The sequence below is a fragment of the Microcystis sp. LE19-131.1A genome, from assembly GCF_027532015.1.
GTDB lineage: Bacteria > Cyanobacteriota > Cyanobacteriia > Cyanobacteriales > Microcystaceae > Microcystis > Microcystis ichthyoblabe_A.
This window is the reverse complement of the sequence record NZ_JAPZSS010000123.1, coordinates 1-23453: the sequence shown is the minus strand read 5'-3', so window position 1 is coordinate 23453 and position 23453 is coordinate 1. Positions and strand designations below refer to the sequence as shown.

At 43.6% G+C, this 23453-nt stretch carries 18 protein-coding genes and 1 tRNA gene; 13 read left to right on the top strand and 6 right to left on the bottom strand.

What is annotated here, in order from left to right:
* Window positions 1-136: 136 nt before the first annotated feature.
* Window positions 137-2527, bottom strand: a complete 2391-nt coding sequence (locus tag O9323_RS10750) for a type I restriction endonuclease subunit R (RefSeq protein WP_288125086.1) — start codon at window positions 2525-2527, stop codon at window positions 137-139.
* Between the two features lie 1173 nt (window positions 2528-3700).
* On the opposite strand from O9323_RS10750, the gene O9323_RS10745 reads away from it, so the two are divergent.
* Window positions 3701-4081 (top strand): DUF1830 domain-containing protein, encoded by a 381-nt coding sequence (locus O9323_RS10745; RefSeq protein WP_002733612.1) that lies wholly within the window; start codon window positions 3701-3703, stop codon window positions 4079-4081.
* 8 nt (window positions 4082-4089) lie between these two features.
* On the opposite strand, the gene O9323_RS10740 is transcribed toward O9323_RS10745, so the two are convergent.
* Complete coding sequence (locus tag O9323_RS10740; RefSeq protein ID WP_288125085.1) at window positions 4090-6717, bottom strand: chloride channel protein; 2628 nt, start codon at window positions 6715-6717, stop codon at window positions 4090-4092.
* 192 nt (window positions 6718-6909) lie between these two features.
* Here O9323_RS10740 and O9323_RS10735 point away from each other — a divergent pair, with 192 nt between their 5' ends.
* Complete coding sequence (locus O9323_RS10735) at window positions 6910-7962, top strand: DNA cytosine methyltransferase (protein ID WP_288125084.1); 1053 nt, start codon at window positions 6910-6912, stop codon at window positions 7960-7962.
* On the opposite strand, the gene O9323_RS10730 is transcribed toward O9323_RS10735, so the two are convergent.
* Both O9323_RS10730 and O9323_RS10725 read right to left on the bottom strand, forming a co-directional pair.
* On the bottom strand, window positions 7949-8644 hold the full coding sequence (locus O9323_RS10730) for an MAE_28990/MAE_18760 family HEPN-like nuclease (protein ID WP_288125083.1): 696 nt from the start codon (window positions 8642-8644) through the stop codon (window positions 7949-7951). The two genes, O9323_RS10735 and O9323_RS10730, sit on opposite strands and share 14 nt — an antisense overlap.
* A gap of 2 nt (window positions 8645-8646) precedes the next feature.
* Complete coding sequence (locus tag O9323_RS10725) at window positions 8647-9738, bottom strand: DUF262 domain-containing protein (protein ID WP_036386693.1); 1092 nt, start codon at window positions 9736-9738, stop codon at window positions 8647-8649.
* Between the two features lie 186 nt (window positions 9739-9924).
* Between O9323_RS10725 and O9323_RS10720 the strand changes: the two genes are divergently transcribed.
* A complete protein-coding gene (locus O9323_RS10720; RefSeq protein ID WP_288125082.1) occupies window positions 9925-10443 on the top strand; it encodes a DUF3122 domain-containing protein in 519 nt (172 codons plus the stop codon).
* A 56-nt stretch (window positions 10444-10499) separates the two neighbouring features.
* Here the strand turns inward: O9323_RS10720 and O9323_RS10715 are convergent, their stop codons facing one another.
* Window positions 10500-10886, bottom strand: a complete 387-nt coding sequence (locus O9323_RS10715; protein WP_002793455.1) for a DUF4359 domain-containing protein — start codon at window positions 10884-10886, stop codon at window positions 10500-10502.
* A 102-nt stretch (window positions 10887-10988) separates the two neighbouring features.
* Between O9323_RS10715 and O9323_RS10710 the strand changes: the two genes are divergently transcribed.
* The 4 genes from O9323_RS10710 (at window position 10989) to argC (ending at window position 14032) form a co-directional block, all read left to right on the top strand.
* A tRNA-His gene (locus O9323_RS10710) sits at window positions 10989-11061 on the top strand.
* Window positions 11062-11246: 185 nt separating this feature from the next.
* A complete protein-coding gene (locus tag O9323_RS10705) occupies window positions 11247-12236 on the top strand; it encodes a DUF389 domain-containing protein (protein WP_149107685.1) in 990 nt (329 codons plus the stop codon).
* A gap of 86 nt (window positions 12237-12322) precedes the next feature.
* A complete protein-coding gene (locus O9323_RS10700) occupies window positions 12323-12586 on the top strand; it encodes a DUF3146 family protein (protein WP_002733391.1) in 264 nt (87 codons plus the stop codon).
* Window positions 12587-12970: 384 nt separating this feature from the next.
* Window positions 12971-14032, top strand: coding sequence for an N-acetyl-gamma-glutamyl-phosphate reductase (argC, locus tag O9323_RS10695; protein WP_016516407.1), 1062 nt, complete (start codon window positions 12971-12973; stop codon window positions 14030-14032).
* A 125-nt stretch (window positions 14033-14157) separates the two neighbouring features.
* Here argC and O9323_RS10690 read toward each other — a convergent pair whose 3' ends face one another.
* Window positions 14158-15450, bottom strand: coding sequence for a D-alanyl-D-alanine carboxypeptidase (locus O9323_RS10690; protein ID WP_004157972.1), 1293 nt, complete (start codon window positions 15448-15450; stop codon window positions 14158-14160).
* A 149-nt stretch (window positions 15451-15599) separates the two neighbouring features.
* Here O9323_RS10690 and plsX point away from each other — a divergent pair, with 149 nt between their 5' ends.
* The 6 genes from plsX to O9323_RS10660 all read left to right on the top strand — a co-directional run bounded on the left by plsX (window position 15600) and on the right by O9323_RS10660 (window position 23132).
* A complete protein-coding gene (gene plsX, locus O9323_RS10685; protein WP_004157969.1) occupies window positions 15600-16655 on the top strand; it encodes a phosphate acyltransferase PlsX in 1056 nt (351 codons plus the stop codon).
* Window positions 16656-16894: 239 nt separating this feature from the next.
* Window positions 16895-17896: a beta-ketoacyl-ACP synthase 3 gene (locus tag O9323_RS10680; RefSeq protein WP_288125081.1), complete on the top strand. Its 1002-nt coding sequence runs from the start codon at window positions 16895-16897 to the stop codon at window positions 17894-17896.
* Between the two features lie 173 nt (window positions 17897-18069).
* Window positions 18070-18996 carry an ACP S-malonyltransferase gene (gene fabD / locus O9323_RS10675; protein WP_288125080.1) on the top strand — a complete coding sequence of 309 codons (927 nt, stop codon included), beginning with the start codon at window positions 18070-18072 and terminating at the stop codon, window positions 18994-18996.
* 895 nt (window positions 18997-19891) lie between these two features.
* Window positions 19892-20986: a fatty acid desaturase family protein gene (locus O9323_RS10670; protein ID WP_149107137.1), complete on the top strand. Its 1095-nt coding sequence runs from the start codon at window positions 19892-19894 to the stop codon at window positions 20984-20986.
* Between the two features lie 212 nt (window positions 20987-21198).
* Entirely contained in the window at window positions 21199-21726 is a 528-nt protein-coding gene (pgsA, locus tag O9323_RS10665; protein WP_024969774.1) for a CDP-diacylglycerol--glycerol-3-phosphate 3-phosphatidyltransferase, read from the top strand.
* Window positions 21727-21869: 143 nt separating this feature from the next.
* Window positions 21870-23132, top strand: coding sequence for a calcium-binding protein (locus tag O9323_RS10660; RefSeq protein WP_288125079.1), 1263 nt, complete (start codon window positions 21870-21872; stop codon window positions 23130-23132).
* Window positions 23133-23453 lie beyond the last annotated feature (321 nt).

The window sequence follows — 23453 nt, the reverse complement described above, 5'->3', positions numbered from 1 at the left end:
AAGTTTATGCTGCTATTTTTTTTTCGGAAAAATAGGTTGTAATGGGAGACTCTTTGTTTTCCTAGACAAAAATAATTACTTTTTCAAAAAAACACTTTTCTATTTTTTTGTTGGGTATTTTATTCTCTGGAAGTCCCTAGGCTGCCCATACCCTCACCGGCGCTAGGTTGGGGCGGTCTTTTTTGAGAATATCTAAGACCTCCTTGACCATTTTATAGGTGACGGGACGCTGTTGATAGGGCAGGTTATAGAGGATACGCAGGGCGGTGATTTCGTCCTTATTTGCCTCAATAAAGGCTGTAAAGTCATTTATTAGGGCTTGATTGTCTATCCGTTGCGCTTCACTCCATCCTGAGAATGTCACCCTATCCAGATTCTGAGTATCTATGTACTGTTCGTGTACTTTCCGCACATTCTCAAGGTAATGACTCAATTCCCCAGTCAAATAGCCGGCAGCCGCACGAGTAAGGGCTTTTTCCGCCGCTTTTAACTGTTCTGGGGTCGGATTTGTGGTTTGATAGGTTTCTTTGGCCCTATCCTCAATATTATCGGGGTCTGTGGCATTAAGCAGGGCTTTGGCCATATCTCCCAAAGTTGCCCCTCCGGTGATTTCTTTTATCTTTTCAGCTTCTTTTGGCGTGATTTGTCGTTCTAATCGCGCAAAACGACAGGCTAGGGAGATATAGGCATCGCTATCGTCTGTTCCCATCATAATGCCCATCATCAGGTCTTTAAAAGGGACACTGGATTTTCTTTCTAGAGGCCGGCTATCGGTTTTGGCTGATTGTTCCACACCGACAGCATCGATGATAATAAAGTGAGTTTTGGCAGAAAGGGCCGATTGAGAGACTTTTTTGAGACCATCATGGTCAAGGGTGCGTGTACCTCGTCCTTTCATCTGTTCGTAGTAGTTTCGAGATTTGACATCCCGCATAAAGATTAAACACTCAAGGGGTTTAATATCGGTTCCCGTGGCAATCATATCGACTGTGACGGTGATACGGGGATTAAACTCATTTCTGAACTGAGAAAGCACGGATTTCGGGTCTTCTGGCGATTTATAGGTAACTTTTTTGCAGAAATCGTTCCCTTCGCTAAATTCTTCCCGGACTATCTGAATAATATCGTCAGCATGGCTGTCATCCTTGGCAAAAATCAGGGTTTTCGGGACTTCTTGGCGATGGGGAAATAATTCTGGCAGTTTATCGCGAAAGGTGCGGATAATTTGGCGTATTTGGCTGGGATTGACCACATCTCGGTCAAGTTGCTTGCCGGTATAGACAATATCCTCATCTGGTTGTACCCAGCGTTTTTCACGGGTTAATTTTTCCCTTTTTTCGATGTATTCCCTGAGAATACGCCCGCCATTCTTGGTTATCTCCGTTTCAATAGTATAGACTTGATAATCTACGTTTACGCCGTCCATTACCGCTTGTTTGTAGCTGTATTCACTAACTACATTTTCATGGAAAAAGGCAAATGTCCGCACGTCGGGAGTGGCGGTTAAACCAATCAGAAAAGCGTCGAAATATAATAAAACCTGTTGCCAAACGTTGTAAATCGAGCGATGACACTCATCGATGACGATAAAATCGAAGAATTCAAGAGGAACTTTCGGATTATAGACCACGGGGACGGGTTGTTTCCCTTGTACTAATTCATTCGGGTTGGTTTGTTCGGCAGCCTCATCGAGACTTTCCCCTTTAAGGATAGAATACAGTCTTTGAATGGTTGAGATGCAGACCTGAGCATCTTTGGCCAGATAACTGGAGGATAATCGCTGAACGTTGTAAAGTTCGGTAAATTTTCGGTTATCATCATTAGGAACAAAACTCATAAACCCCTGTTCAGCTTGTTCTCCTAAGTTTTTGGTATCGACTAGAAATAACACCCGTTTGGCATCGGCAAACTTTAGGAGGCGATAAATAGCGGTAATAGCGGTGAAGGTTTTGCCGCTTCCCGTGGCCATCTGCAGCAAGGCCCGGGGAAAATTTCGCTTAAAGGAGGCTTCTAAGTTGGTAATAGCTTTAATTTGACATTCTCTTAGTCCATTCGGCTCAAGGGTGGGAATATCTTGCAGTTTATCCCGCAAGCTTTTGGGTTTATCTTGCCATTCTTGCAGGGTTTCCGGTCGGTGAAAGGAAAAAACAAGACGGGAACGAGGTTTCGGGTCGCGGCGATTGGTAAAGCGCGTCAGCTTGCCTGTGCTTTCGTAAATAAAGTTAAGGGGCCGGTTATTGATATATTTCAGCTTACTATTAGCGTATTTGTTTGATTGTTCCTCCGCCACCGTTAAGTACAAGCCTTTTTCCTCTCGTTTGGCCTCAATAATACCGACGGGTTCTCTATCCACAAACAGGACATAATCAGCGAATCCGCTATCGGTTGGATATTCCCTGATAGCCACTCCCAAACTGGTATTGAAGTTGATTTCTTTTTTATCTTGGACAGACCATCCCGCTTGACGCAATTGTTCGTCAATCAGTTCACGCGATTGGTTTTCTGGGGTTTGATTGCTGGAAGGCATGGTTAGCAAATTTGGCGCGATAAGCTGACTAATTTAACAGCAAATGTCAATATTTAAGTAGGTAGGTATTGAAAACTTTCAGATCCCCCCGCCTATCGGAACCCCCCTTATCAAGGGGGGCAGGGGGGATCGAACCTAAAATCCATTTTTAATTTAATTATAACCAGCTATTTATCTTTATCTAAGCAGATTGCTGACTAATTTAACGGCAAATGTCAATATTTAAGTAGGTAGGTATTGAAAACTTTCAGATCCCCCCGCCTATCGGCACCCCCCTTATCAAGGGGGGCAGGGGGGATCGAACCTAAAATCCATTTTTAATTTAATTATAACCAGCTATTTATCTTTATCTAAGCAGATTTTAGAAAGTTTTTTTTTATCTTAATATTAATTATCAGTGGTCGGAGATAAGGTCTTAAGAAATGTCAATTATCGCTATTCTTACTGACCCTCAATAAATTAAAATCAGATCATAAATGCGATCGCTTGCTCAATTCTCGATGATTAATCTAGAGGCTAAAATCAGCAACTGAGACAATTAACCTTTTTCCAGCTACCGAGTTTAGGTGGTAAGCTGTTGACTATCTAAATTACTCGTTAAGACTGTCTATGAGCAGGGAGAGGCAGTTAGAGCATTTGTACTAAATTTTCAATACGCAGTTTAAATTCAGTGCAGCTTAGTCCGCTAAACGGTAGTGAACTTGACAATGTAGTTGATATTGTTACCGAACAGGGACGAAAAGATAGAATCAGAGAGCGCATACTTAGGGCCGGCTGAATAAATCTAAAAACCTTGTTGGGTAAGAATTTTAGACTTTTTGTCAATCAAAAAATACCAGAGCTGGGAGTGAGCAGGGGGAAAATTCAGGTACTTTTTCCCTGAAAAACCCCACACCCCACACCCCACGAAAACCTTTTTCAGCAGATCCTAAATAGCTGGGCAAAAAATTGAGAAAAACAGCAAAAAAGCGTAGTTTCCCCCTTGACAAATAGCCAAAACTAGGCATTAGTTAAATTTAATGATTTTTTAATAAAAACCGCTTTCTATCACCAGAAAAAGCTATCGGTAGATTTTTATCCGAGTAATGTAATCATCTTTACAACTATCGGGGATCAAAGGATGTTAGGGTGAAGGAGCGATGACAAATCCACTTTAAGATCACCTCAATTGCTATGGCACAGATTCTCGATCCCCTCCCCAACGGCAAGAAAAATAGTATTCTTTGTTGCTATGTCAATGCGACCAATCATATTCAAATTGTTCGCATCACCAATATTGCTAACTGGTATTTTGAAAGGGTGGTTTTCCCCGGGCAGCGTTTAGTATTTGAGACCCTAGCGGATGCTTTCTTAGAGATTCATACCGGGATGATGGCCAGTGCCATCCTTTCCGATAATATCCCCTGTGAACGCCTTTATATCAGCGATGGGGATGACGATGACTCCGATGGTCAACTAGAGGGGGAAATATTCTACCCCCATTCCCTAGGGGAAAGTCAAGGGGCGAAAATTGACAATACCGTACCCTTCGGTTTAACTTTAGCTTCCGCCTAGCTAATAACCTAATCTGATAATTCCCCTCGCACGAGAATCACAGTGCAATTAACCGCACGGGCAATCGTCGAGGGGATATTGCCATTTAATAACTGATTGAGCAAACTTTCTCTAGATGCACCCAAAAGCACCAAAGAACAGTCTTCCGATTCTACCAGATTAATTATTGCCTCGGCTGGAGAGGCCGAAGGAATCGGTAAAGGCACAATCGGCTGTGCGATCGCTTTCTGTAAAGATGCTTGTAAAACTTCCAAAATAGACAGATCTGGCAGTAACTCCGTCGGAGAATAGATTTTACATAACCAAAGTTTGGGATAATCCGAGGACTCGGACAAGGACAGCAAACTAGGCAATAATGCTAAGGCGCGTTCGGCATTGGGACCGCCGGCGGTGGGAATCAGCCAAATCCTTTCCCGGTTAGGATCATTGGGAAAACAATCCTTTGTACCCAATTTTACCAAGATGGTTTCACAGGGAGCTTGGGCGATCAAAGTATCGACTAAAAACCCAAAAATCGCCCCAGTGGTGGATCTTTCCCCCGTCCAACCCATAATTAATAAATTGCTGTGTCGTTCGCGAATCGTGGCCAAAATCCCTTCGGCGATATCCTGAGCCACCGAAATTTGTGTATGAACAGAGATATTCTGCTGTCGCGCTAATCTTTCTAGACGATGAAGTAATTTGCGTCCTTCCCGCGTATCTACCCGGACTTCCGCCGGAGAACTAAGACGAGGTACAGTAATCACATAGAGACAATCTATCTCATAATTGCGTTCACGGGCGACAGCAGCGGCAATTTTAAACAAAGCGGTAGCGGTGTCAGGATTGGCAATAGGTAACAAAATCCGGCCTATTCCCACAGCCGGAGAACGAGTTTGATAAACCACATAGGAAGGGGTAGTGGGTTGAGGCAGTTGACAAACCCCCCCCAATTGATCGGCTTCCACCCGGATAATATCGGTGCGGGTGATGATCCCCACCAGTTTTTGACCATCGGTAACGGGTAAACGGGAAAGCTGATAGCGATTTAACAGAAATAAAACATCGCTTAAAGCTGCTTGGGGAGCTACAGTAATCGGATTGGGAGTCATGATCTCCCGCAGGACAGTTTGACTGTTTTTTGATCGCCATTTATCCAGATCACTTTGGGTAAAAATCCCCAATAGTCGCCCCTGTTCCACCACGGGAAAACCGCGATGATGGGAACGAGACATAATTTTCACCACTTCCCCTAGGGGTAAATCCGCCGGCAGAATTTCCACCTGCGATTGCATCACATCTATAGCCGACAGATGGGCCAACACATCATTAGCAGGGGTTTCCTCGTTGAGAATAATACCACTAGCGGAAAGTAAATGCTGATAGAGAGAACCGGGTAGAATGCTTTCGGCAGTGATATAAGAAACGGCACAGGTCAACATCAGGGGCAGCACAACATTAAAATTGTGATGCAGTTCAAAGACAATCACGATCGCCGTTACCGGAACCCTGACTACTCCCGTAAAAAAGGCCCCCATACCGGCTAAAGCATAACTAGGTTCGCTGCCGAAACCCATAATTTTCGTCTCGATTCCCCCCACCAGAAACCCCAAACAGGAGCCCAACACCAAAGCAGGGGCGAGCAGTCCTCCCGGTGCGCCAGAACTATAGGAAATCATCGTCAGGAAAAAATAGACCACAAAAGCGAGGGCGGTATTCTGCCAACTTAATTCCCCTGCCAGCAAAAATTCGCGTAAACCCGTATTATCTCGAAAAAAGTCGGGTAAAAAAGCCACTACCGTTCCCGATAAGCAACTGACCAGACCGATGCGCCAAGCTAAAGATAACCGCCAACGCCGCTGCATCTGGCTACAAAAAAGGATGCCTTGATTGAATAAAGCCCCCAATAAGCCCGCTAAAACCCCCAAAAGGCAATAAATGGGTATTTCTTGGGCAGAGAAGCTAATATTGGCATATTCAGTGATGATCGAGGGGGTATTCTGCAGCATCATCGAAACCACGGCCCCGGTAAAGGAAGCCACGATCGCCGTTTCTAGGGTCATACTGGAAACATCGCGCATTAATTCCTCGATCACAAAGAGGACTCCGGCGATGGGAGTAGTAAAACCGGCCGCTAACCCGGCGGCTGCCCCGGCTGCGATCATCTGACGACGGTGATCGGGACTGGTGGGCAGCCAGACGCTTAATTGGGCCGCCAGGGCTGCCCCGATGTGTACCGTGGGGGCCCGACGACCAAGGGTTAAACCACCGCCAAGGATCAGGATCGCCCCGATCATTTTTACGACGGCGACGCGCCAAGACAGGGGCAAAGGGTATTTAGCTAGGGCTGCTTTTACTTGGGGAATACCCCCCCCGGCGGCTGCGGGGGAGAAGTGTTCCACAATCCAGCCGGCGCTATAACCAAGCAGAAAACCGCCGAGGGGCAAAACTAGGAAAGGAGAGGAATTGGCTACTAGATGCACCCGCCAACCACCTAACCAACCGATGCCCAATTTCAGGATAATAGCGGCAAGGGCGGAGAGAATTCCGATGAAACAGGCAACCAGTAAAGCATAACGACTATCGGTGGCGCTACGTCCGAAGTGTTGGGATTTAAACCACTGACGGAGGTTTTGGTGAAGGGCAAAAAGTCCCATAATTATCAGGGAGAATCAAGGCAATGGCGGAGCGAGGATTTATTTCGGGTTCTGATTCCTCGTCTCTTTAATCATAGGCCGTTAAGTTCTGTGACTGTTCACCTTGTTGCTACCGGTGGACCCCATAGTAGTTTTTCGATCGATGGGCTAGGATCAAAGGTTGTTCCTGTCTTTGAGCGGAGGATATAAAACTTGTCATTGATTGACCATATCTCTACAGTGGATCTATTTTGTGGGGCTGGGGGGCTAACCCATGGTTTTGAGAAAGCTAGACTAATCGTTAAAGCGGGTTATGATATCGACCCAGCTTGTCAATTTCCCTACGAACATAATAACAACGCCCAGTTTATTTTAAAAAATATCGAGGATGTTAGCGGCGATGATTTAGCAAGTCATTTTTACGGCAGCAAAGTGAAAATTTTAGCTGGTTGCGCCCCTTGTCAACCTTTTTCTACTTATTCAAGACGTTACCAGCATCGTGATATGAAATGGAAACTTCTCCAAGATTTTGCTCGTTTGGTGCAAGATTGTCAACCGGATATTGTTTCTATGGAAAATGTTCCACAATTACAGAATACTTCAGTTTTTGAGGAGTTTATTCAGAAATTAATTAGCTTAAATTATACTATTGAATCCTCTAGGGTCAATTGTCTGGATTATGGCATACCTCAAACCAGAAAACGCTTGGTTTTATTGGCTTCACGCTTTGGTAGCATTAATCTACTTCCTGCCACTCATAGCCCAGAAATGTATGCAACAGTCCGCACAACTATCGCTCATCTTCAACCATTGCAAGCAGGACAAAAATCTGATTTTGATCCTCTGCACCAATGCAGTAATTTATCTGCACTAAATTTACGTCGTATTCGAGTTTCCAAACCGGGGGGTACTTGGAGTGATTGGCCAGAAGAATTAATTGCCAGTTGTCATTTAAAAAATAGTGGTAAAACCTATCCTAGTGTCTATGGTCGTATGGAATGGGATCAACCAAGTCCAACAATTACAACGCAATTTTTCGGCTATGGTAATGGTCGATTTGGACATCCAGAGCAAGATCGAGCTATTTCTTTACGGGAAGCGGCTTTATTACAAACTTTTCCTCAAAATTATCAATTTTTATCTCCTGATGAACCGGTAGTTTTTGACCGGATTGGTCGCTTGATTGGTAATGCTGTCCCCGTTAAGTTAGCTGAAGTTATTGCTTTGAGTATCTTAAATCATATCCAGATATTTATCGATCATTAATCTGAGATTTATCTAAATAATCTTGTCCAGTAATATATTGGTTAATGTTGTTTAATATTTGTTCCAGATAAGCAGTTACTTCCTCCTTAATTTTTAGCAACTCCTCCACAGTAATATCTTTACCAATTTCAGCAAACGATTTATTTCCATGAGCTAAATCGTTACGTTTATTCATGATTATATACAAGCTTTCCCCATGTTTGGTCTTGTTATATTCAGTATCAAAAGAGAATCCAAAATTTTTCGCAGTTTTGCTAACTTCATCTCGATCGATATTACCAGAGAATAATTCCTGACTTTGAAATCCAGCTGCAATAATATCAGTAGAAATATCTTTGATTTTAGAGTGAATCTTGTCTGGGGAGCGTTTTCTAAAATTTTGAATAACAATTTTTTTAATTTCAATCCTTACCGAATTATAGGAAACTTTTTTATTTTTGAGTTCATCAAAAATTGCGGTAACTGCATTTCTCATACTTGATTCAACCAGATTATAGAGTAGTAAAAAACTATTGGCTTTAAGGGTTTTAATTAATTGGGAGTCTAGGGGGATATTTTCCCTTTGTCCATCATCTTTTAATACCGATAATTGCAGGGTTTCCTGTTCTAATTTTTCTAAAAATGCGAAATATCTATTAATTTCTTCTACCCGTTCTTGAAAATCGATCAAAACTGTTTGCATAGTTAATTCAAAAGATGATCACGAACGTATTCTATACGACGAATTACTTTAGGTCGAGAATTACTGGCATCAGAAGTAGTATATTCCTTAAATTCTTTTGAGTCTAACCAATCGATTGAATTGGGAACCAATTGGGGATTTTCTTTTAAGGCTAAGGCAACCCCCACGGAAATGGCTTCAAAGCGAATTCTGGGAGTCCTAACATGGCCTTTTGCTTTAGAAAATCCATTGGGAAAATATTTCTCCACAAAATCTAACATGATTAAAAATTGCTCACGAAACTTCTCTTGATCAAGATTATTTGTATTATGTTCCTCCAGATATTCATCTAAAAATTCATTGACCCTTTTACCAAAATTTTTATAATTGTCCAAATAGGCAAAGAAACGTAATATAAATTCTTCTGGTTCTCTTTGGCGACGAGACGCTTCCGATAAGGGACAAAGTTTGATAAATTTTTCTTCTTGAGCAAGTTCTGCTACTAAATTAACTAGGGGGCCAGGAGATATACCTCTCCGTTTTTCCATATCATTTAAGGGGATACTACCTGTATTGATACGTTCAAACAGGTCTCTGCGTACTTCTTCATCGGCTTTTTCTGTAAGCACTATCATGCGAATAGTAGAACGATTGAAGCGCCTTTGTCTCCCTAATGGTAAATCACTAAACTTAAACCCATTTAATGTTTTTAACTTTTTTAATTCACATAATTCTAGCTCATCATTGAGAAATCTACTTAAAGTCCGAATGCGTTGAGTTCCGTCAATAACTTCCAACCTCCCTAAATCTTCTTCCTCGTCCTTGCGTAAATCTGCCACAAAAATATAGGGTATGGGTAGTCCTAAAAAAATTGATTCAATGAACTTCGACTGGTGAGCTTCTGGCCAGATCATCTCTCTTTGGTAATCTGGTATATAAAGTTCATTGATGTCTTCCTCTAAACCATCTTTATATTTTTGAACTAAAACCTCCACAGGATATTCCTTTGTGTCGTAATCAACTATTTTCTGTTTTTCGCGGATTTCTTGCTCTGCTTCCTCTTTCAGACTATCGCTGATTTCTGTTCTGGCAAATTCATCGGGTTTGTTAGCCATCTCGAAGTTACTTGCAACCATCAATTTATCTAATCAATCATACAATGTCTTTGCGGAAAAAAGCCGATCCACTCCCCTTGACAGCAGCTTTTTTTTGAATAATTAACTATATAGTGATATAATTATATTAATTTGGCTCAAGTGCCGAAGCTCATATCACATTTTTTAGATAATGTCAATAAATTTATGAAACGATTCCTGTTATTATTTTGTGTTCTCGTCAGTTTTTTGCTATTTATCAGCCTTGAAATCGATTTTTCCTTGTCCGCACTAGCTCTAACTCGACAACAGCTAGAAGGACCGGGGCAGCTGTTGTATCAATCCCGTCATAGTTTGCGCGATGATGTCGGTAGTCCTTGGCAGGTGGTGTTATTCAAACGAGTTAAAGATGGGGAAACGGTAGAAATTAGTTTGCGCTTGGTGGGATTTCCAGAGGGGATTGAGTTCCTTCACCCGGAAAGATTAACGATAACCACTGCTAAAGGTCAAATTTTAGCGGCTGAGGATGCTTTTGCCCAAGAATCACCCGCAGCTAACGTTGGTCAATACAAGATGCAGGATATCTTAACGCAGCTACCCGTTACCGAAGCGATCGAGCTTTCCCTACCCCTAGACAATCCCCGCGCTCTCACTATCCCGACTCCTGTACTTTTGGAATGGCAAAGTCTGCTTTTTTCCGTAAATGGAGGAAATCCCAATCACTGAGCTACAATAAAATCACTACCATCAGGATTTACTCTCAGAAAATTTCAATTATCTGACTACAGTTCTAAAGCTTCGTAGATGTATAATTTATTCAAAAAACCGACGCTGCTGAATTGATAACTAGGTAAAGGGGGAGGGAACGATAATTCCGTTTGATAAACGCTGAAAATGAGAAAATTCTTTCTAGTGGTGTTAGTGGCGATCGCTTCTTGTAAAAAAGGATGACCCGTATCCACCAACATTTTACAGTAACCCCGTAAGAGAGCTTGCACCTCGGGGGAAGCTTGCGCCCGAGCGCAGACATTATCCTTAAGATAGCTAGTTAACCTCTGGGAAGCGTATTGTTCGTAATCTTGACGATTAGGGTTAGTTGTCAGCAATATACCCGCAATTACCCCTAAAACCACTCCTAACACCATTCCCCCTAACCGCGCCAATTTCATAAGCTCTCAAATCATCACTCACTTACCCTAACCATAGCCTGAATTAGGATAAAAAACCTCTTGTCAACCATTCGTCTTGTGTTATACTTGAAAAAGTGTACGGCGAGCGTAGCCAAGTGGTTAAGGCAGTGGATTGTGGTTCCACCACTCGGGGGTTCGAGTCCCCTCGTTCGCCCTCTTTTCAAAGATCGCTAATTGTTCTTTTCCTATATCTTCCCTATCGACAAAGGATTTCTCGGCTAGTGAGAGAGGGTCTATCTTTCTCTAGAAAAGTCGCATTTCATCCATTGCTTAAAAAGACAATGGCTTTCATGCTCCCGTGTTATTTCGGTAAAATAAAAGTCCATCTTCCTCAGCACAATGACGAGAAAAGAACGGCCCCACTCGTGGTTCTCAAGAAAACCCTTGACCTGGCAACAATCGCGGGCTATGTGGCGCGATTTATGGTTAGAAGCGTCCCTCGATTTTCCCTATCTAGCTTTGATTGTTAGTTCTTGTGCGATCGCTACCTTGGGCTTAGTTGCCAATAGTGCAGCCGTGATTATTGGAGCGATGATTATTGCCCCTTTGATGTTGCCGATTCGTAGTCTGGCTTTTGGTGGTTTAATTGGTAGTTGGCGATTAATTCGTAAGTCAGCCCTGGCGATTTTAGTCGGTACGATTATCGCTTTAGCGATAGCTTGGTTGCTAGGATTATTAATCGGAATTTCTGAATTTGGTAGTGAAATTCAAGCCCGTTCTCAACCGAATCTTTTAGATTTAGGAGTGGCAATTACGGCAGGGGCAATCAGTGGTTATGCCAAAATAGAACCGAAAATTTCAGGTACTTTAGCGGGAACAGCGATTGCCGTGGCTTTAATGCCACCAGTTTGCACGATTGGTTTAGGATTATCCCAAGGCAATTGGATCCTAAGTTTGGGGGCGACTCTGTTATATATTACCAATTTATTAGGCATTGCTCTCGCCTGTTTGTTGGTCTTTTTGCTGGCAGGTTATTCTAGTTTTCATCGGGCGCGTAACGCTCTAATTTTGACTTCTATCCTGACAGCGGTTTTGCTAATTCCCTTAGGAATAAGTTTTGCAACTCTGGCTAATCAAGCTCGCTTAGAAAGGCTGATCAAAAAAGCTTTATTACAACGAACGATTACTTTTCAACGGGCAGAATTATTGGAATCTTCGATTAATTGGCTCAAGCAGCCTCCCCGGGTGAGATTAGTCGTAAGAACTGCGGAAAGTATTACCCCCAGACAGGTAGAATTGTTGGAAGAATTTATTACTAAGGAAATGGGGCGACCTTTTCAATTAAATGTCTTGGTTTCTAAGGTTAATGAAGTCACTTCCCCGGAATAGCGTCGAGAAAATTGGCTGAAGTAATGACAAACAAGGATTAATTCGCTATCTTAATGTTTGATATTTAATCTATAGGTAGGGTTCAGGTGAGTGGCGGCAATCGACCAGAAAGCACGGCTTATGTGCGGATAATTAAGCAATCTTGGCAAACGGGGAAATTAGAGGGAGAAGTGCGGACGGAACAATATCAATGGCGTTTTCAGTGGCATTTTCTTCAAGGCAAGTTATTAGTACAACCTTCCCTAGGTAGGGCTTTGATTTTTGAACCCTTGAATCGGTTTTTAGAACGCTACGATTATCAATTAGAACCGGGAGGAGATTATGAATTTACAGTGCGCTCAAAATTTTAAATATGGGGGATTGAATTACAGCCTTTCTCCTAAGGATGAAATTTAACTTAATTTGGCATCATAAAAGGAAAACCTTGTACCTCATCATTAAGATAACTGCCTATTGATCAAAAGAAATTGACGGTTTATGGACAACCCGGCCGAGATACTAGGTTTTTAAAGGAAGTTTTTTGATTTAAATCCTGCCGGTTAGGCTAAAATTCAGCCATACTAAAGGGGAGCATCTCATTTATGCAAGTAAGTAATTATACTTATCCCTAAAACTGTTTTCTAGCAAGGCTTTCAAAATAGCTTGACATAAAAACCTGATTTAGGGGTTACAAAGGTGAGATGCTCCCTACTAAAGCGTTATCTTAACGATAAGAATTTTTAGGAATAAGGGAAATGACGCAAGAACAGAAGGTTTCAGTGGGTATTGTCGGCGCTTCCGGATATGGTGGCGTACAGTTGGTACGTTTGCTCAAAGAACATCCCTTCGTAGAATTAGCCTATCTGGGGGGCGATAGTAGCGCCGGAAAACCCTACAGTGATTTATATCCCCATCTCGGTCATAGCATTAATCTTAATGTGGAGGCGATCGATTTGGAGATAATTGCCTCCCGTTGTCAAGTGGTTTTCTTAGGTTTACCCAATGGTTTAGCCTGTGATTTAGCCCCTCCTTTGATCGCTAAAGGGTGTAAAGTTTTGGATCTGTCGGCAGATTATCGTTTTACTAGCCTAGAAACCTATAGTAAATGGTATGGCAAGGAACGTCAGGATCAAGCGATCGCATCTACGGCTGTGTACGGTTTGCCAGAACTTTATCGGGAAGAGATTAAAAATGCCTCTTTGATCGGTTGCCCCGGATGTTATCCTACTGCTAGTTTAATGGCGATTTCTCCCCTGTTAAAACAGGGTTTAATTCTCCCGGAAACCACGATTATCGATGCTAAATCGGGAACTTCGGGAGGGGGAAGACAAGCTAAGATTAATATGTTATTGGCAGAAGCAGATAATTCGATCGGGGCTTATAATGTAGCGGGAAAACACCGTCATACTCCCGAAATTGAGCAGATTTGCAGCGATTTAGCCGGTCATGAGGTGCGCGTCCAGTTTACTCCCCATTTAATGCCCATGGTTCGGGGCATCCTGTCCACAGTCTATGCAACATTGCGGGATCCCAATCTGGTGCGGGATGATTTAATCACTATCTACAATGCTTTTTATCGCACTTCTCCCTTTGTCAAAATCCTACCAGGGGGAGTCTATCCACAAACTAAGTGGGCCTGTGGTACTAATTTATGTTATCTCGGTATTGAAGTGGATCCGAGAACCGATCGAGTGATAGTGATGTCAGCGATCGATAATTTAGTTAAGGGACAATCGGGACAAGCGGTACAATGTCTCAATCTCATGATGGGTTGGGAAGAATCCCTTGGTTTACCGCAAATGTGTTTTTATCCTTAAAAATTCGGCTTGGGCGCAAGCTTTGCGCCCCTACATTGCAGCCAGTATGATTGGTGAGAACCCATAGTGTACGCCCTCCCTTCGATCAGATTCGCTCATCACCATAACCTCTTAGCCAATCAATTCTAGAAACCTTGACTTATTCGACTGGGATCACCTAGAAAGGCCCTTGCAGGAATCGATCCTTGAGTCGCTTCTGGGAGAATTTGCCAGTGTTGATCTAAAGCTTGTAACACCCGATCCTGCTGATTTCTGAATCCCTCGATATTGCTACTACCGGCATTCATAATTACAAACCAAACTTTACCCCTTTCTTGGGTGGGAATTTCTCCAGCTAAGGCGCTAACTTGGGCTAAAGTTCCAGTTTTAATCATCACTCCTTTAGGAATGGCCCGCCACTGCATAGTTCCTTTGGTATCACGTCCCCCCACCGGAAATAAATCAGCGACTTTGATCGGTTGATTGGCTAACTTGCGATCCAATGCTTTCAGAATCTCAATAACTGCCCGGGGAGACAAGCGATTTTCTACACCCAATCCCGAACCATTAATTAATTGAATTTCTTCCGCTCCTACCCCAGTAATTTTAGTATTAATTGCGTCCACTGCCGCCGGGCCACCGAGCAGCTCCGCTAACATTTCTGACATGACGTTGTTACTATAAATATTCATTTGACGCAACAGTTCCGTTAAAGTTAAGGACTGATGACGCAATAATAATCGGGCATTTTCGGGGTGAATTTGACTGGCTCGAACCATGCCCAAAATCTTCACCTGTGGGGCTTGTGTGCCGACAGGAAGACTCTGAAAAGCTTTTTGGGTTTCTTTTGACCATTTCGATTGATCAAGCCCAATTTTTAGCAATTCTCCCGCTTTGAGGGGATCGGTTTGAAAATTCATGGCGAATTGACCCGTAATGATCAGATCGCCTTTGACCTGACGGATGCCTAATTGATCGAGGCCATTGCCCACTGCGATCGCTTCTTCCCAGACAAAAAGCGGATCCCCTTCCCCTTCAATAATTAAATCTCCCTCTAACACCCCGTTTTTTACCTCTCCCGTGCTGTAAAAACGAGTAGCAAAACGATGATCGAGAGACCAAGTTTCCACGGCGGCGAGAGTAGTGGCGATTTTAGTCAATGAAGCCCCCGAAGCGGGTAGATTACCCTGATGATCGGCTAAATCAGCCCATTCCGTCTCAATTAAGACCCGTTGTTGACGAGAGTTTAAACCTTTTTTAGTCAAGTCTTGCAAATAATCGGCCACGATCGCCGCCACCCGGGGATCGGGAGCGGTGGGAAGGTCAAAAATAGGCTGATTTTGCCAAGAAATTAGGGGAATATTGGCGATAGGTTGGGATTGCCCCCCCAGCCAACCCAAGAGAAAGCCGAAAACTGCCAAATTAAAAACTGAGAACATCTTTTCCTTAATCGCAATGATGCCTTATTGTATAGAAATGATTGGTAATTTTTAACAATTGCTCGATCAGAAAACACTAATCCTCGATCGGCCAGCTTTTGTCAAGAGCTGCCGCTCAACTTATTAAAGATTTCTATCCCACTGACTCAATGGCAGAAACGGCATTAAATCGGGCAAGAATCGCGGTAGATGCGATGGGAGGTGACTACGCTCCCAACGAGATTATCGCGGGATCGATGCGAGCTTCCGAAGAATTAGATGTAGAAGTATTATTAGTCGGCGATTCTGAACGGATTGAGGCTTATTTCCAGCATCATCCCCGTCCCAAGAATCTCACGATCGTCCACGCGGAGGAAGTGGTGGCTATGGACGAAGAGCCGATCACCGCTATCCGTCGCAAACCAGCGGCCTCGATTAATGTGGCCATGGATTTAGTCAAACAAAATCGCGCCGATGCGGTGGTGGCCGCCGGTCACTCTGGGGCAGCCATGGCGGCGGCGTTACTGCGTTTAGGTCGTTTAAAAGGAATCGATCGCCCGGCGATCGGTGCGGTGCTGCCGACGATGTTGGCGGGTAAATCGGTGATTATCCTTGATGTCGGGGCGAATGTGGACTGTAAACCCAAATATTTAGAGCAGTTTGCCCTAATGGGGACAATTTACAGTAAATACGTTATGGGAGTTGAAGATCCGAAAGTCGGTTTACTCAATATCGGCGAAGAAGCCAGCAAAGGTAACGATCTCGCCCTAAAAACCTACGAATTATTGGAAAATAACCAGCAAATTCCCTTTATCGGCAATGCTGAGGGCCGGGATGTGCTATCGGGACGATTCGATGTGATCGTCTGCGATGGTTTTGTCGGTAATGTCCTGTTAAAATTTGCCGAAGCGGTGGGAGGAGTTATCCTACAAATTCTCAAAGAGGAATTACCTAGGGGGATACAGGGTAAAGTCGGGACGGCTTTAATTAAACCCAATCTTAAACAGATTAAACAACGCATGGATCACGCGGAACACGGTGGTGCGCTGTTATTTGGAGTCGATGGGGTCTGCGTGATCAGTCACGGCAGTTCCCAAGCGCCTTCGATTTTTAACGCCATCCGACAGGCGAAAAATGCCGTCGATAATCGCGTTTCTGAGCGCATTCAAGCCTACAATGACCACCATCATCAATTAAAAAAGTTGTCGGTGAACGGTGAAGATTAAGCTGTGAGCTGATAACTGATAACTGGTCACTGATCACTGATAACTGACATCATCAATTAAAAAAGTTGTCGGTGAACGGTGAAGATTAAGCCGTCAGCCATCTTGAAGCGGTCAGGAGACTCCGAGACGGGAGACGGGAGACTATTTTTATTTATTCTTCCCACTTCCCCACTTCCCACTTCCCACTTCCCACTGATAACTGATAACTGATCACTGATAACTGAAAAAGGGGGAATATTTTGAACGGATTCGGGGCAGCAGTCGTCATTACTGGTTGTGGATCGGCCACACCAAGGCAATTTCTCAGTAATGAAGAACTCAGCCAAATTGTCGAGACTTCCGATGAGTGGATTAAAAGTCGTACCGGCATCGGTAAACGCCATTTAGCGGATCAATCGGTGTCTTTAAGCCAATTAGCGGCCCAAGCGGCGATTAAGGCTCTAGAAATGGCTCAGGTGTCCCCTAGTGAGGTCGATCTGATTCTTTTGGCTACTTCTACCCCCGATGATCTGTTCGGTAGTGCGGCCCAGGTTCAAAGTCAGATCGGGGCCAATCGGGCGATCGCTTTTGATCTCACCGCCGCCTGTTCGGGTTTTCTGGTGGCATTAGTCACCGCCACCCAGTTTATCCGTACTGGTACTTACCGCAATGTCTTGGTTATCGGGGCCGATGTTCTCTCCCGTTGGGTGGATTGGAACGATCGCGCTACCTGTGTCCTTTTTGGTGATGGGGCAGGGGCGGTGGTTTGTCAAGCAAATGATACAAAAGATAACATTCTCGGTTTTGAACTCCATAGCGACGGCAGCCAGAATGGTTCTCTTAATCTCGCCTACGAGGGGGAGGAATTGCCCCTTAAGGAGGGGGTAAGGGTTCAAAAAGGGACCTATAAGCCTCTAACGATGAACGGACGGGAAGTCTATCGTTTTGCTGTGGCAAAAGTGCCAGAGGTCATCGAAAAAGCCCTCTATCGGGCTAATTTAACCACCAGTGACATCGATTGGTTAGTTCTGCACCAAGCTAACCAAAGAATTATGGACGCGGTGAGCGATCGCCTGAAACTGCCTCCCGAAAAAGTGATCAGCAATCTCAGCGAGTATGGCAACACTTCCGCAGCCTCGATTCCTCTAGCCCTCGATGAAGCTGTCAGGAGTGGTAAGGTCAAAAAAGGTGATATTATTGCTTCTTCTGGCTTTGGTGCCGGTTTAACTTGGGGTGGGATTATCTTCCGTTGGGGAGATTAATTCAGTAACCAGTAGCCAGTAACCAGTAACCAGTAAACAGTAAACAGTAAACAGTAAACAGTAAACTAAAAACTCACATCTGATAACTGATAACTGATAACTGATAACTGATAACTGATAACTGATAACTGATAACTGACCAAAACACATCTATCTATCTATTTTAAGAACCTATGAAAACAGCGTGGATATTCCCGGGACAAGGATCGCAAGCTTTAGGAATGATTGGAGATTTAGCGGAAAGCGCACTTGGCCAAGAGAGATTAGAAAGAGCAGCAAAAATCCTTGGTTGGTCGGTTTTAGAAAAATGTCAAGGGGATGAAGAAACCCTATCTCGTACTCTTTATACCCAACCTTGTTTATTTGTGGTGGAGAGTATTTTAGCGGATTTGTTGCAAGAAAAAGGTCATTTTCCCGATCTAGTTGCCGGTCATAGTCTCGGTGAATATTCCGCTTTATATGCGGCCAGGGTGTTTAATTTTGAAACAGGATTAAATCTAGTTCAAAACCGTTCCCGTTTGATGGATGCGGCCGAAGGTGGTAAAATGGCCGCCTTGATGAAATTTGATCGCACCAGTCTAGAAACAGTGGTTAATCAGACGGAAAATGTAGTTATTGCTAATGATAATAGTGCTGAACAAGTGGTGATTTCTGGGACTCCTGAAGCGGTGGATTTAGTATTAGGTCAAGTGAAAGTTAAGCGGGTTATCCAGTTAAAAGTATCCGGTGCTTTTCACTCTCCCTTGATGGAAAATGCTGCCATTCAATTTCAGCAAATTTTAGAATTAGTTAATTTTCGATCTGCAAAAGTTCCTGTGATTTCTAATGTCGATCCCAGCAATCCTACCCAGGACGGGGAAGAATTAAAAAAATATCTGATCTGGCAGATGACTAGCTCGGTTCGCTGGCGAGAAATTATGTTAAGATTGCCAGATGTGGGTGTGAAGAAAGCGATCGAAGTGGGTCCAGGTAAGGTTTTAACTGGTTTAATTAAACGAACTGCTCCCGCAATTGAGTTAGAAAATATTAGTCAATTAGCTGATATATCCAAGAATAGCGACGATGTTATATTCCAGGGTTCATTAATTGGTGTTGGTTAAATTATCTGGCAATATTTTCGATGAAATAAATTGATCGATCCTATGTAGGGTTTGCGGCAAAAAGCTTTTCCTAGGGGCAGGGTGTGGGGTGTGGGGTTTTACCTATTTTGAGGTAGTCAGTTACCTAATTTTCAGGGAAAAAGTACCTGAATTTTCCCCCCGATCCCCGCAACGGCTGGCACTTTTTGAGGGAAAAAAAGTCTAAAAGTCTGATCCAACAAGGTTTTTAGATTTATTCAGCAAGCCCTATGTAAGTTAAACTTATCACACAGAACCTAGAAGAGCCAAAATAAGTACCCAAGCAAAATTAATTACACATATCTAACCCCGCTCTTGCCTCTTGCCTATCTTCACTAGGAAATTAATTTTGCACGACTACTTAGGGACTTGCGTAGGAATAATATCCCAGCCAGAAATCGCTCTGTAGAAGAACCAGACCAGCCAGATGGCACATTATCAAAGCGCAAGTCCCTAACACCTCGAAGGCTCTCCCCCTACTTAAGGTGATCAGCAAACCTGAGCGATCGGAGGGCGCAAGCATTGCGCCCCTACAGTAACGGATTTTGTCCACAATGTAGGGGCGAGCTGCGTTCGCCCAAAAGGTACATTATCAAAGCGCAAGTCCCTAGTACAAAAGTACCTAATGCTCATCCCTATCACCGGCTACAGGTATCTGCTATCTGATTAGGTAAAAACCGAGGATTTTTTGCAAGCGTAGCAAAGAAATTGAGCGATTCCCTTGCCAAGCGCACCTCTTTCTCTGACAATAGATGAGAGACTGATGAGAAACTATCAGTTGTAGTGAGACAGCCTTAGCAAACCAGTCAAAGACTCATAAATTAACTCTGAGCTGCCACAAATTGCCGTCATACCAACTTCTAGGACAAAAATAGGAATGCGAGTAACCTTTACCGAAAATCAGGGTTTTAGAAAGGAATTGAATAAACGGGTTGATGCTTATTTTACTGAAAACGGCATCCCCACCAGAGATAATTTGGCCATGTACCTGAAGACAATCACGATTTTAACTTGGGTAATTGCCGCTTGGTTATTTGTGCTTTTTGGTCCAGATATCTGGTGGCTAAAAATCATCGGTTGTCTGGTTTTAGGAGCAGGATTAGCAGGGATTGGTTTTAGCATTGGTCATGATGCCAACCATGGCGGCTATTCTAGTAAAAAATGGGTTAATTCTCTCCTTGGCATGACCTACGATTATATCATCGGCGCTTCCAGTTATCTCTGGCGTTTTCGTCATAACTATCTCCATCATACCTACACCAATGTTTTAGGGTACGATCTGGAAATTCACGGGGATGGTGTGGTGCGAATGACTCCCCATGCCGAGCATAAATGGTATCATCGATATCAACATTTATTTATCCCAATCCTCTACGGCATAATTCCTATCTATTGGTCATTCTCTGATGTGCGCTCTATCCTCTTTCGTCATCGTTTTGGCGAGATTAAAATTCCCAATCCTAAAGCGATCGATCTATTTGTTTTATTGAGCGGAAAAGTTGTTTATCTCTTTTGGTTTATTGGCATTCCTCTCTTAGTTGGTTATAGTCCCCTAGAAATAGCGATCGGTTTTCTCATTGTTTTTATGACCTATGGAGTGCTTGCCTGTCATGTATTTATGTTAGCTCACGTTTTGGAACCCGCCGAATTTATTCAACCCTCGGCAGCTAATCAAATCGAAGACGAATGGGCAATTTTTCAAGTGCGAACTACCGTAGATTTTGCCCCTAAAAATATCTTTTTAAATTGGTATTTAGGGGGATTAAATTATCAAGTTGTTCATCATCTTTTCCCACAAATTTGTCATATTCACTACCCCAAAATTGCCCCAATTTTAGCGGAAGTTTGCCAAGAATTTGGCGTTAATTATGCCGTTTATCCCACCTGCTGGGGTGCTTTAACTTATAATTATCGTTGGCTCAGGCAATTAGGCAATAAACAAAGTAATTTCGATCTCAAATTAGCCAGCTAAAATCAGTAATCAGTTATCAGTTATCGGCTCTTCTAGGTTCTGTGTGATAAGTTTAACTTACTATATGATCGATCGATCTTTGTGTCCTTTGTGTCTTTGTGGTTCCTTCCACTCGCTCGCCAGCAGGACTGTATCTTAGAATACATTTTGCCCACCAAACCTAAGAGAGCTTGATTACTGATCACTGATTACTGTTTACTGATCACTGAAAAATGAACCTACCCAACTCGATTACCCTATCGCGACTCTTGGGACTGCCATTAATTTTATACTGGTTGCATCAAGGCACAGAAATCGATCGCTGGTTAAGTTTAATTATCTTTCTGATTGCTGCCAGTACCGATTGGCTCGATGGTTATCTAGCGCGAAAATTGGATCAAATCACCGAATTAGGGAAATTTCTCGATCCTTTGGTCGATAAATTACTGGTTCTCGCTCCTCTTTTAGCTCTCATTGAAATGGATGTAATTGCCGCTTGGGGAGTATTTTTGATTCTTGCTCGCGAATTAGCGATCGCTGGTTGGCGCATTAATCCCAATTTAACGGGAAATAGCGACATAAAAGGGGCTAATTGGTGGGGAAAAAGCAAAACAGTCAGCCAAATTATCGCTATCGCTCTCTTAATCGCTCCCTTGCCTTCTGAATATAATTTAATTGCTCAGGGGGCTTTTTGGCTATCGGTAGCATTAACTTTAATTTCTGGGGTGATTTATATCATACCCAGCCAAAAATTAACCTAGAATTGATAAAAACTTAACCATTAGCAATAATACAGGAAACAAGCCTAGAAAACAGGGTTGTATTTTTTTTCTCGGTATATAATAATCGGGAGGAAGACTATCAAACTCTTCACATTCAAACATATCATTACAAAGGAAAAACCATGGTCACTATAAGCACATCATTCTCCTCCCTCCTCACTGGTGGTGTTAGTTTCGATCCTGCTGTCACTCAGTCAGTGCGTGATTTCCTAACCACCCCCGCCTTTAATAATATCCTCATTCATGTATCAGGACCAGGCATTCCGGGCATTACGAGCAATAATCTCACTTCCCAGGGCCTTTTACCCGGCGGCGATACAGCTTGGAGAATAACCACAGCCGGCTCTCCTCTTGCTAACTTAACCCTTGCCAGGCTCGGTGGAGGCTTTTCTCAGCCCTTTCCCGCGCTGCCAGTAAATAGCTTTACCTTTGTTAAAGGTGGGGCTGCCGGCAATTATGTCCTAAGCGGTGATAATTTCAGGAAGCAGTTAGCGTCGGGTTCGCAACAAAATCGGATATGGCTGCTCCTCGACACCGATTCCTATAACATTGTAGGCAGTGCGTTCAACGATACCCTAAGCGGTTTCGATGCAGAGGATACCATATTTGGTGGCTCGTTAAACGATATCCTAACTGGTAACGCCGGCGCGGATACTCTACACGGTGACAACGGAGACGACACCCTACTTGGTGGATCGGGAAACGATAGCCTAGATGGGGACGTGGGAAACGATAGCCTAGATGGTGGCTCGTTAAACGATACCCTAATCGGTGGCTCGGGAAACGATACCCTAATCGGTGACACGGAAGACGATAGCCTAGATGGTGGCTCGGAAGACGATAGCCTAAATGGTGGCTCCGGAAACGATAGCCTAGATGGTGGATCGGGAAGCGATAGCCTAGATGGTGGCTCGTTAAACGATACCCTAATCGGTGGCGACGGAAACGACACCCTACTTGGTGGCTCGGAAAACGATAGCCTACTTGGTGGCACGGGAAACGATAGCCTACATGGTGGCTCGGAAAACGATACCCTAATCGGTGGCGACGGAAACGACACCCTAACTGGTAGTAGTGGTGTTGACCGGTTTGTTTACAACAATTCCAGCGAAGGCGTTGACAGCATCACCGATTTTGGTGTTGGTGGTGCAGATGTCATTGTACTTTCTTCCAGTGGTTTCGGCGGACTGACTACCATTGGCGGTACTTTAGATCCTAGCCTATTCTCTGCAACTGAAGATGGCACTGCCAAAATTATCTATAGTAGCGGTGTTTTATCATTTGACCAAAACCTTGGTCTTCCTGGTACTCTGGTTACAATCGCAAACATTGCTGGCCCTAACGCAGGGACTCTCGGTGCAGGCAATATTCAGGTGATTGCCTAATCTATCCCTGTCCCTCCCCTGCGGTGGGTCGGACAACTGTGGATTTTTGGGGTAAAACCAAGCCACCAGAAATAATCTCTGCGGGTGTGTTAGCTGGGACTAGGACACCCTTATTATTTGGGAAGTCTCTGGTTTGAGGGAACTCTGGAACAGGCAACGGCAACGGTAGCTAGTCCTAAGTAGGGTTTGCTGAATAAGTACGGGCGAAGCATTCGGATAGAAAATCTACCTTTTCACCGATAGGTTATTGTCCGAATGCTTCGCCCCTACAGGACGCGGGCCGATGAAGACGCAAGGTTTTGAACGACGATTCTCTCAAAA

Excerpts from the sequence above, each read along its gene's own strand:
- fabD (WP_288125080.1), top strand. The coding sequence starts at position 18,070 with ATGAAAACAGCGTGGATATTCCCGGGACAAGGATCGCAAGCTTTAGGA.
- O9323_RS10750 (WP_288125086.1), bottom strand. The coding sequence starts at position 2,527 with ATGCCTTCCAGCAATCAAACCCCAGAAAACCAATCGCGTGAACTGATT.
- O9323_RS10660 (WP_288125079.1), top strand. The coding sequence starts at position 21,870 with ATGGTCACTATAAGCACATCATTCTCCTCCCTCCTCACTGGTGGTGTT.
- O9323_RS10690 (WP_004157972.1), bottom strand. The coding sequence starts at position 15,450 with ATGTTCTCAGTTTTTAATTTGGCAGTTTTCGGCTTTCTCTTGGGTTGG.
- argC (WP_016516407.1), top strand. The coding sequence starts at position 12,971 with ATGACGCAAGAACAGAAGGTTTCAGTGGGTATTGTCGGCGCTTCCGGA.
- pgsA (WP_024969774.1), top strand. The coding sequence starts at position 21,199 with ATGAACCTACCCAACTCGATTACCCTATCGCGACTCTTGGGACTGCCA.
- O9323_RS10740 (WP_288125085.1), bottom strand. The coding sequence starts at position 6,717 with ATGGGACTTTTTGCCCTTCACCAAAACCTCCGTCAGTGGTTTAAATCC.
- O9323_RS10720 (WP_288125082.1), top strand. The coding sequence starts at position 9,925 with ATGAAACGATTCCTGTTATTATTTTGTGTTCTCGTCAGTTTTTTGCTA.
- O9323_RS10715 (WP_002793455.1), bottom strand. The coding sequence starts at position 10,886 with ATGAAATTGGCGCGGTTAGGGGGAATGGTGTTAGGAGTGGTTTTAGGG.
- O9323_RS10705 (WP_149107685.1), top strand. The coding sequence starts at position 11,247 with ATGACGAGAAAAGAACGGCCCCACTCGTGGTTCTCAAGAAAACCCTTG.
- O9323_RS10725 (WP_036386693.1), bottom strand. The coding sequence starts at position 9,738 with ATGGCTAACAAACCCGATGAATTTGCCAGAACAGAAATCAGCGATAGT.
- O9323_RS10670 (WP_149107137.1), top strand. The coding sequence starts at position 19,892 with ATGCGAGTAACCTTTACCGAAAATCAGGGTTTTAGAAAGGAATTGAAT.
- plsX (WP_004157969.1), top strand. The coding sequence starts at position 15,600 with ATGGCAGAAACGGCATTAAATCGGGCAAGAATCGCGGTAGATGCGATG.
- O9323_RS10730 (WP_288125083.1), bottom strand. The coding sequence starts at position 8,644 with ATGCAAACAGTTTTGATCGATTTTCAAGAACGGGTAGAAGAAATTAAT.
- O9323_RS10745 (WP_002733612.1), top strand. The coding sequence starts at position 3,701 with ATGGCACAGATTCTCGATCCCCTCCCCAACGGCAAGAAAAATAGTATT.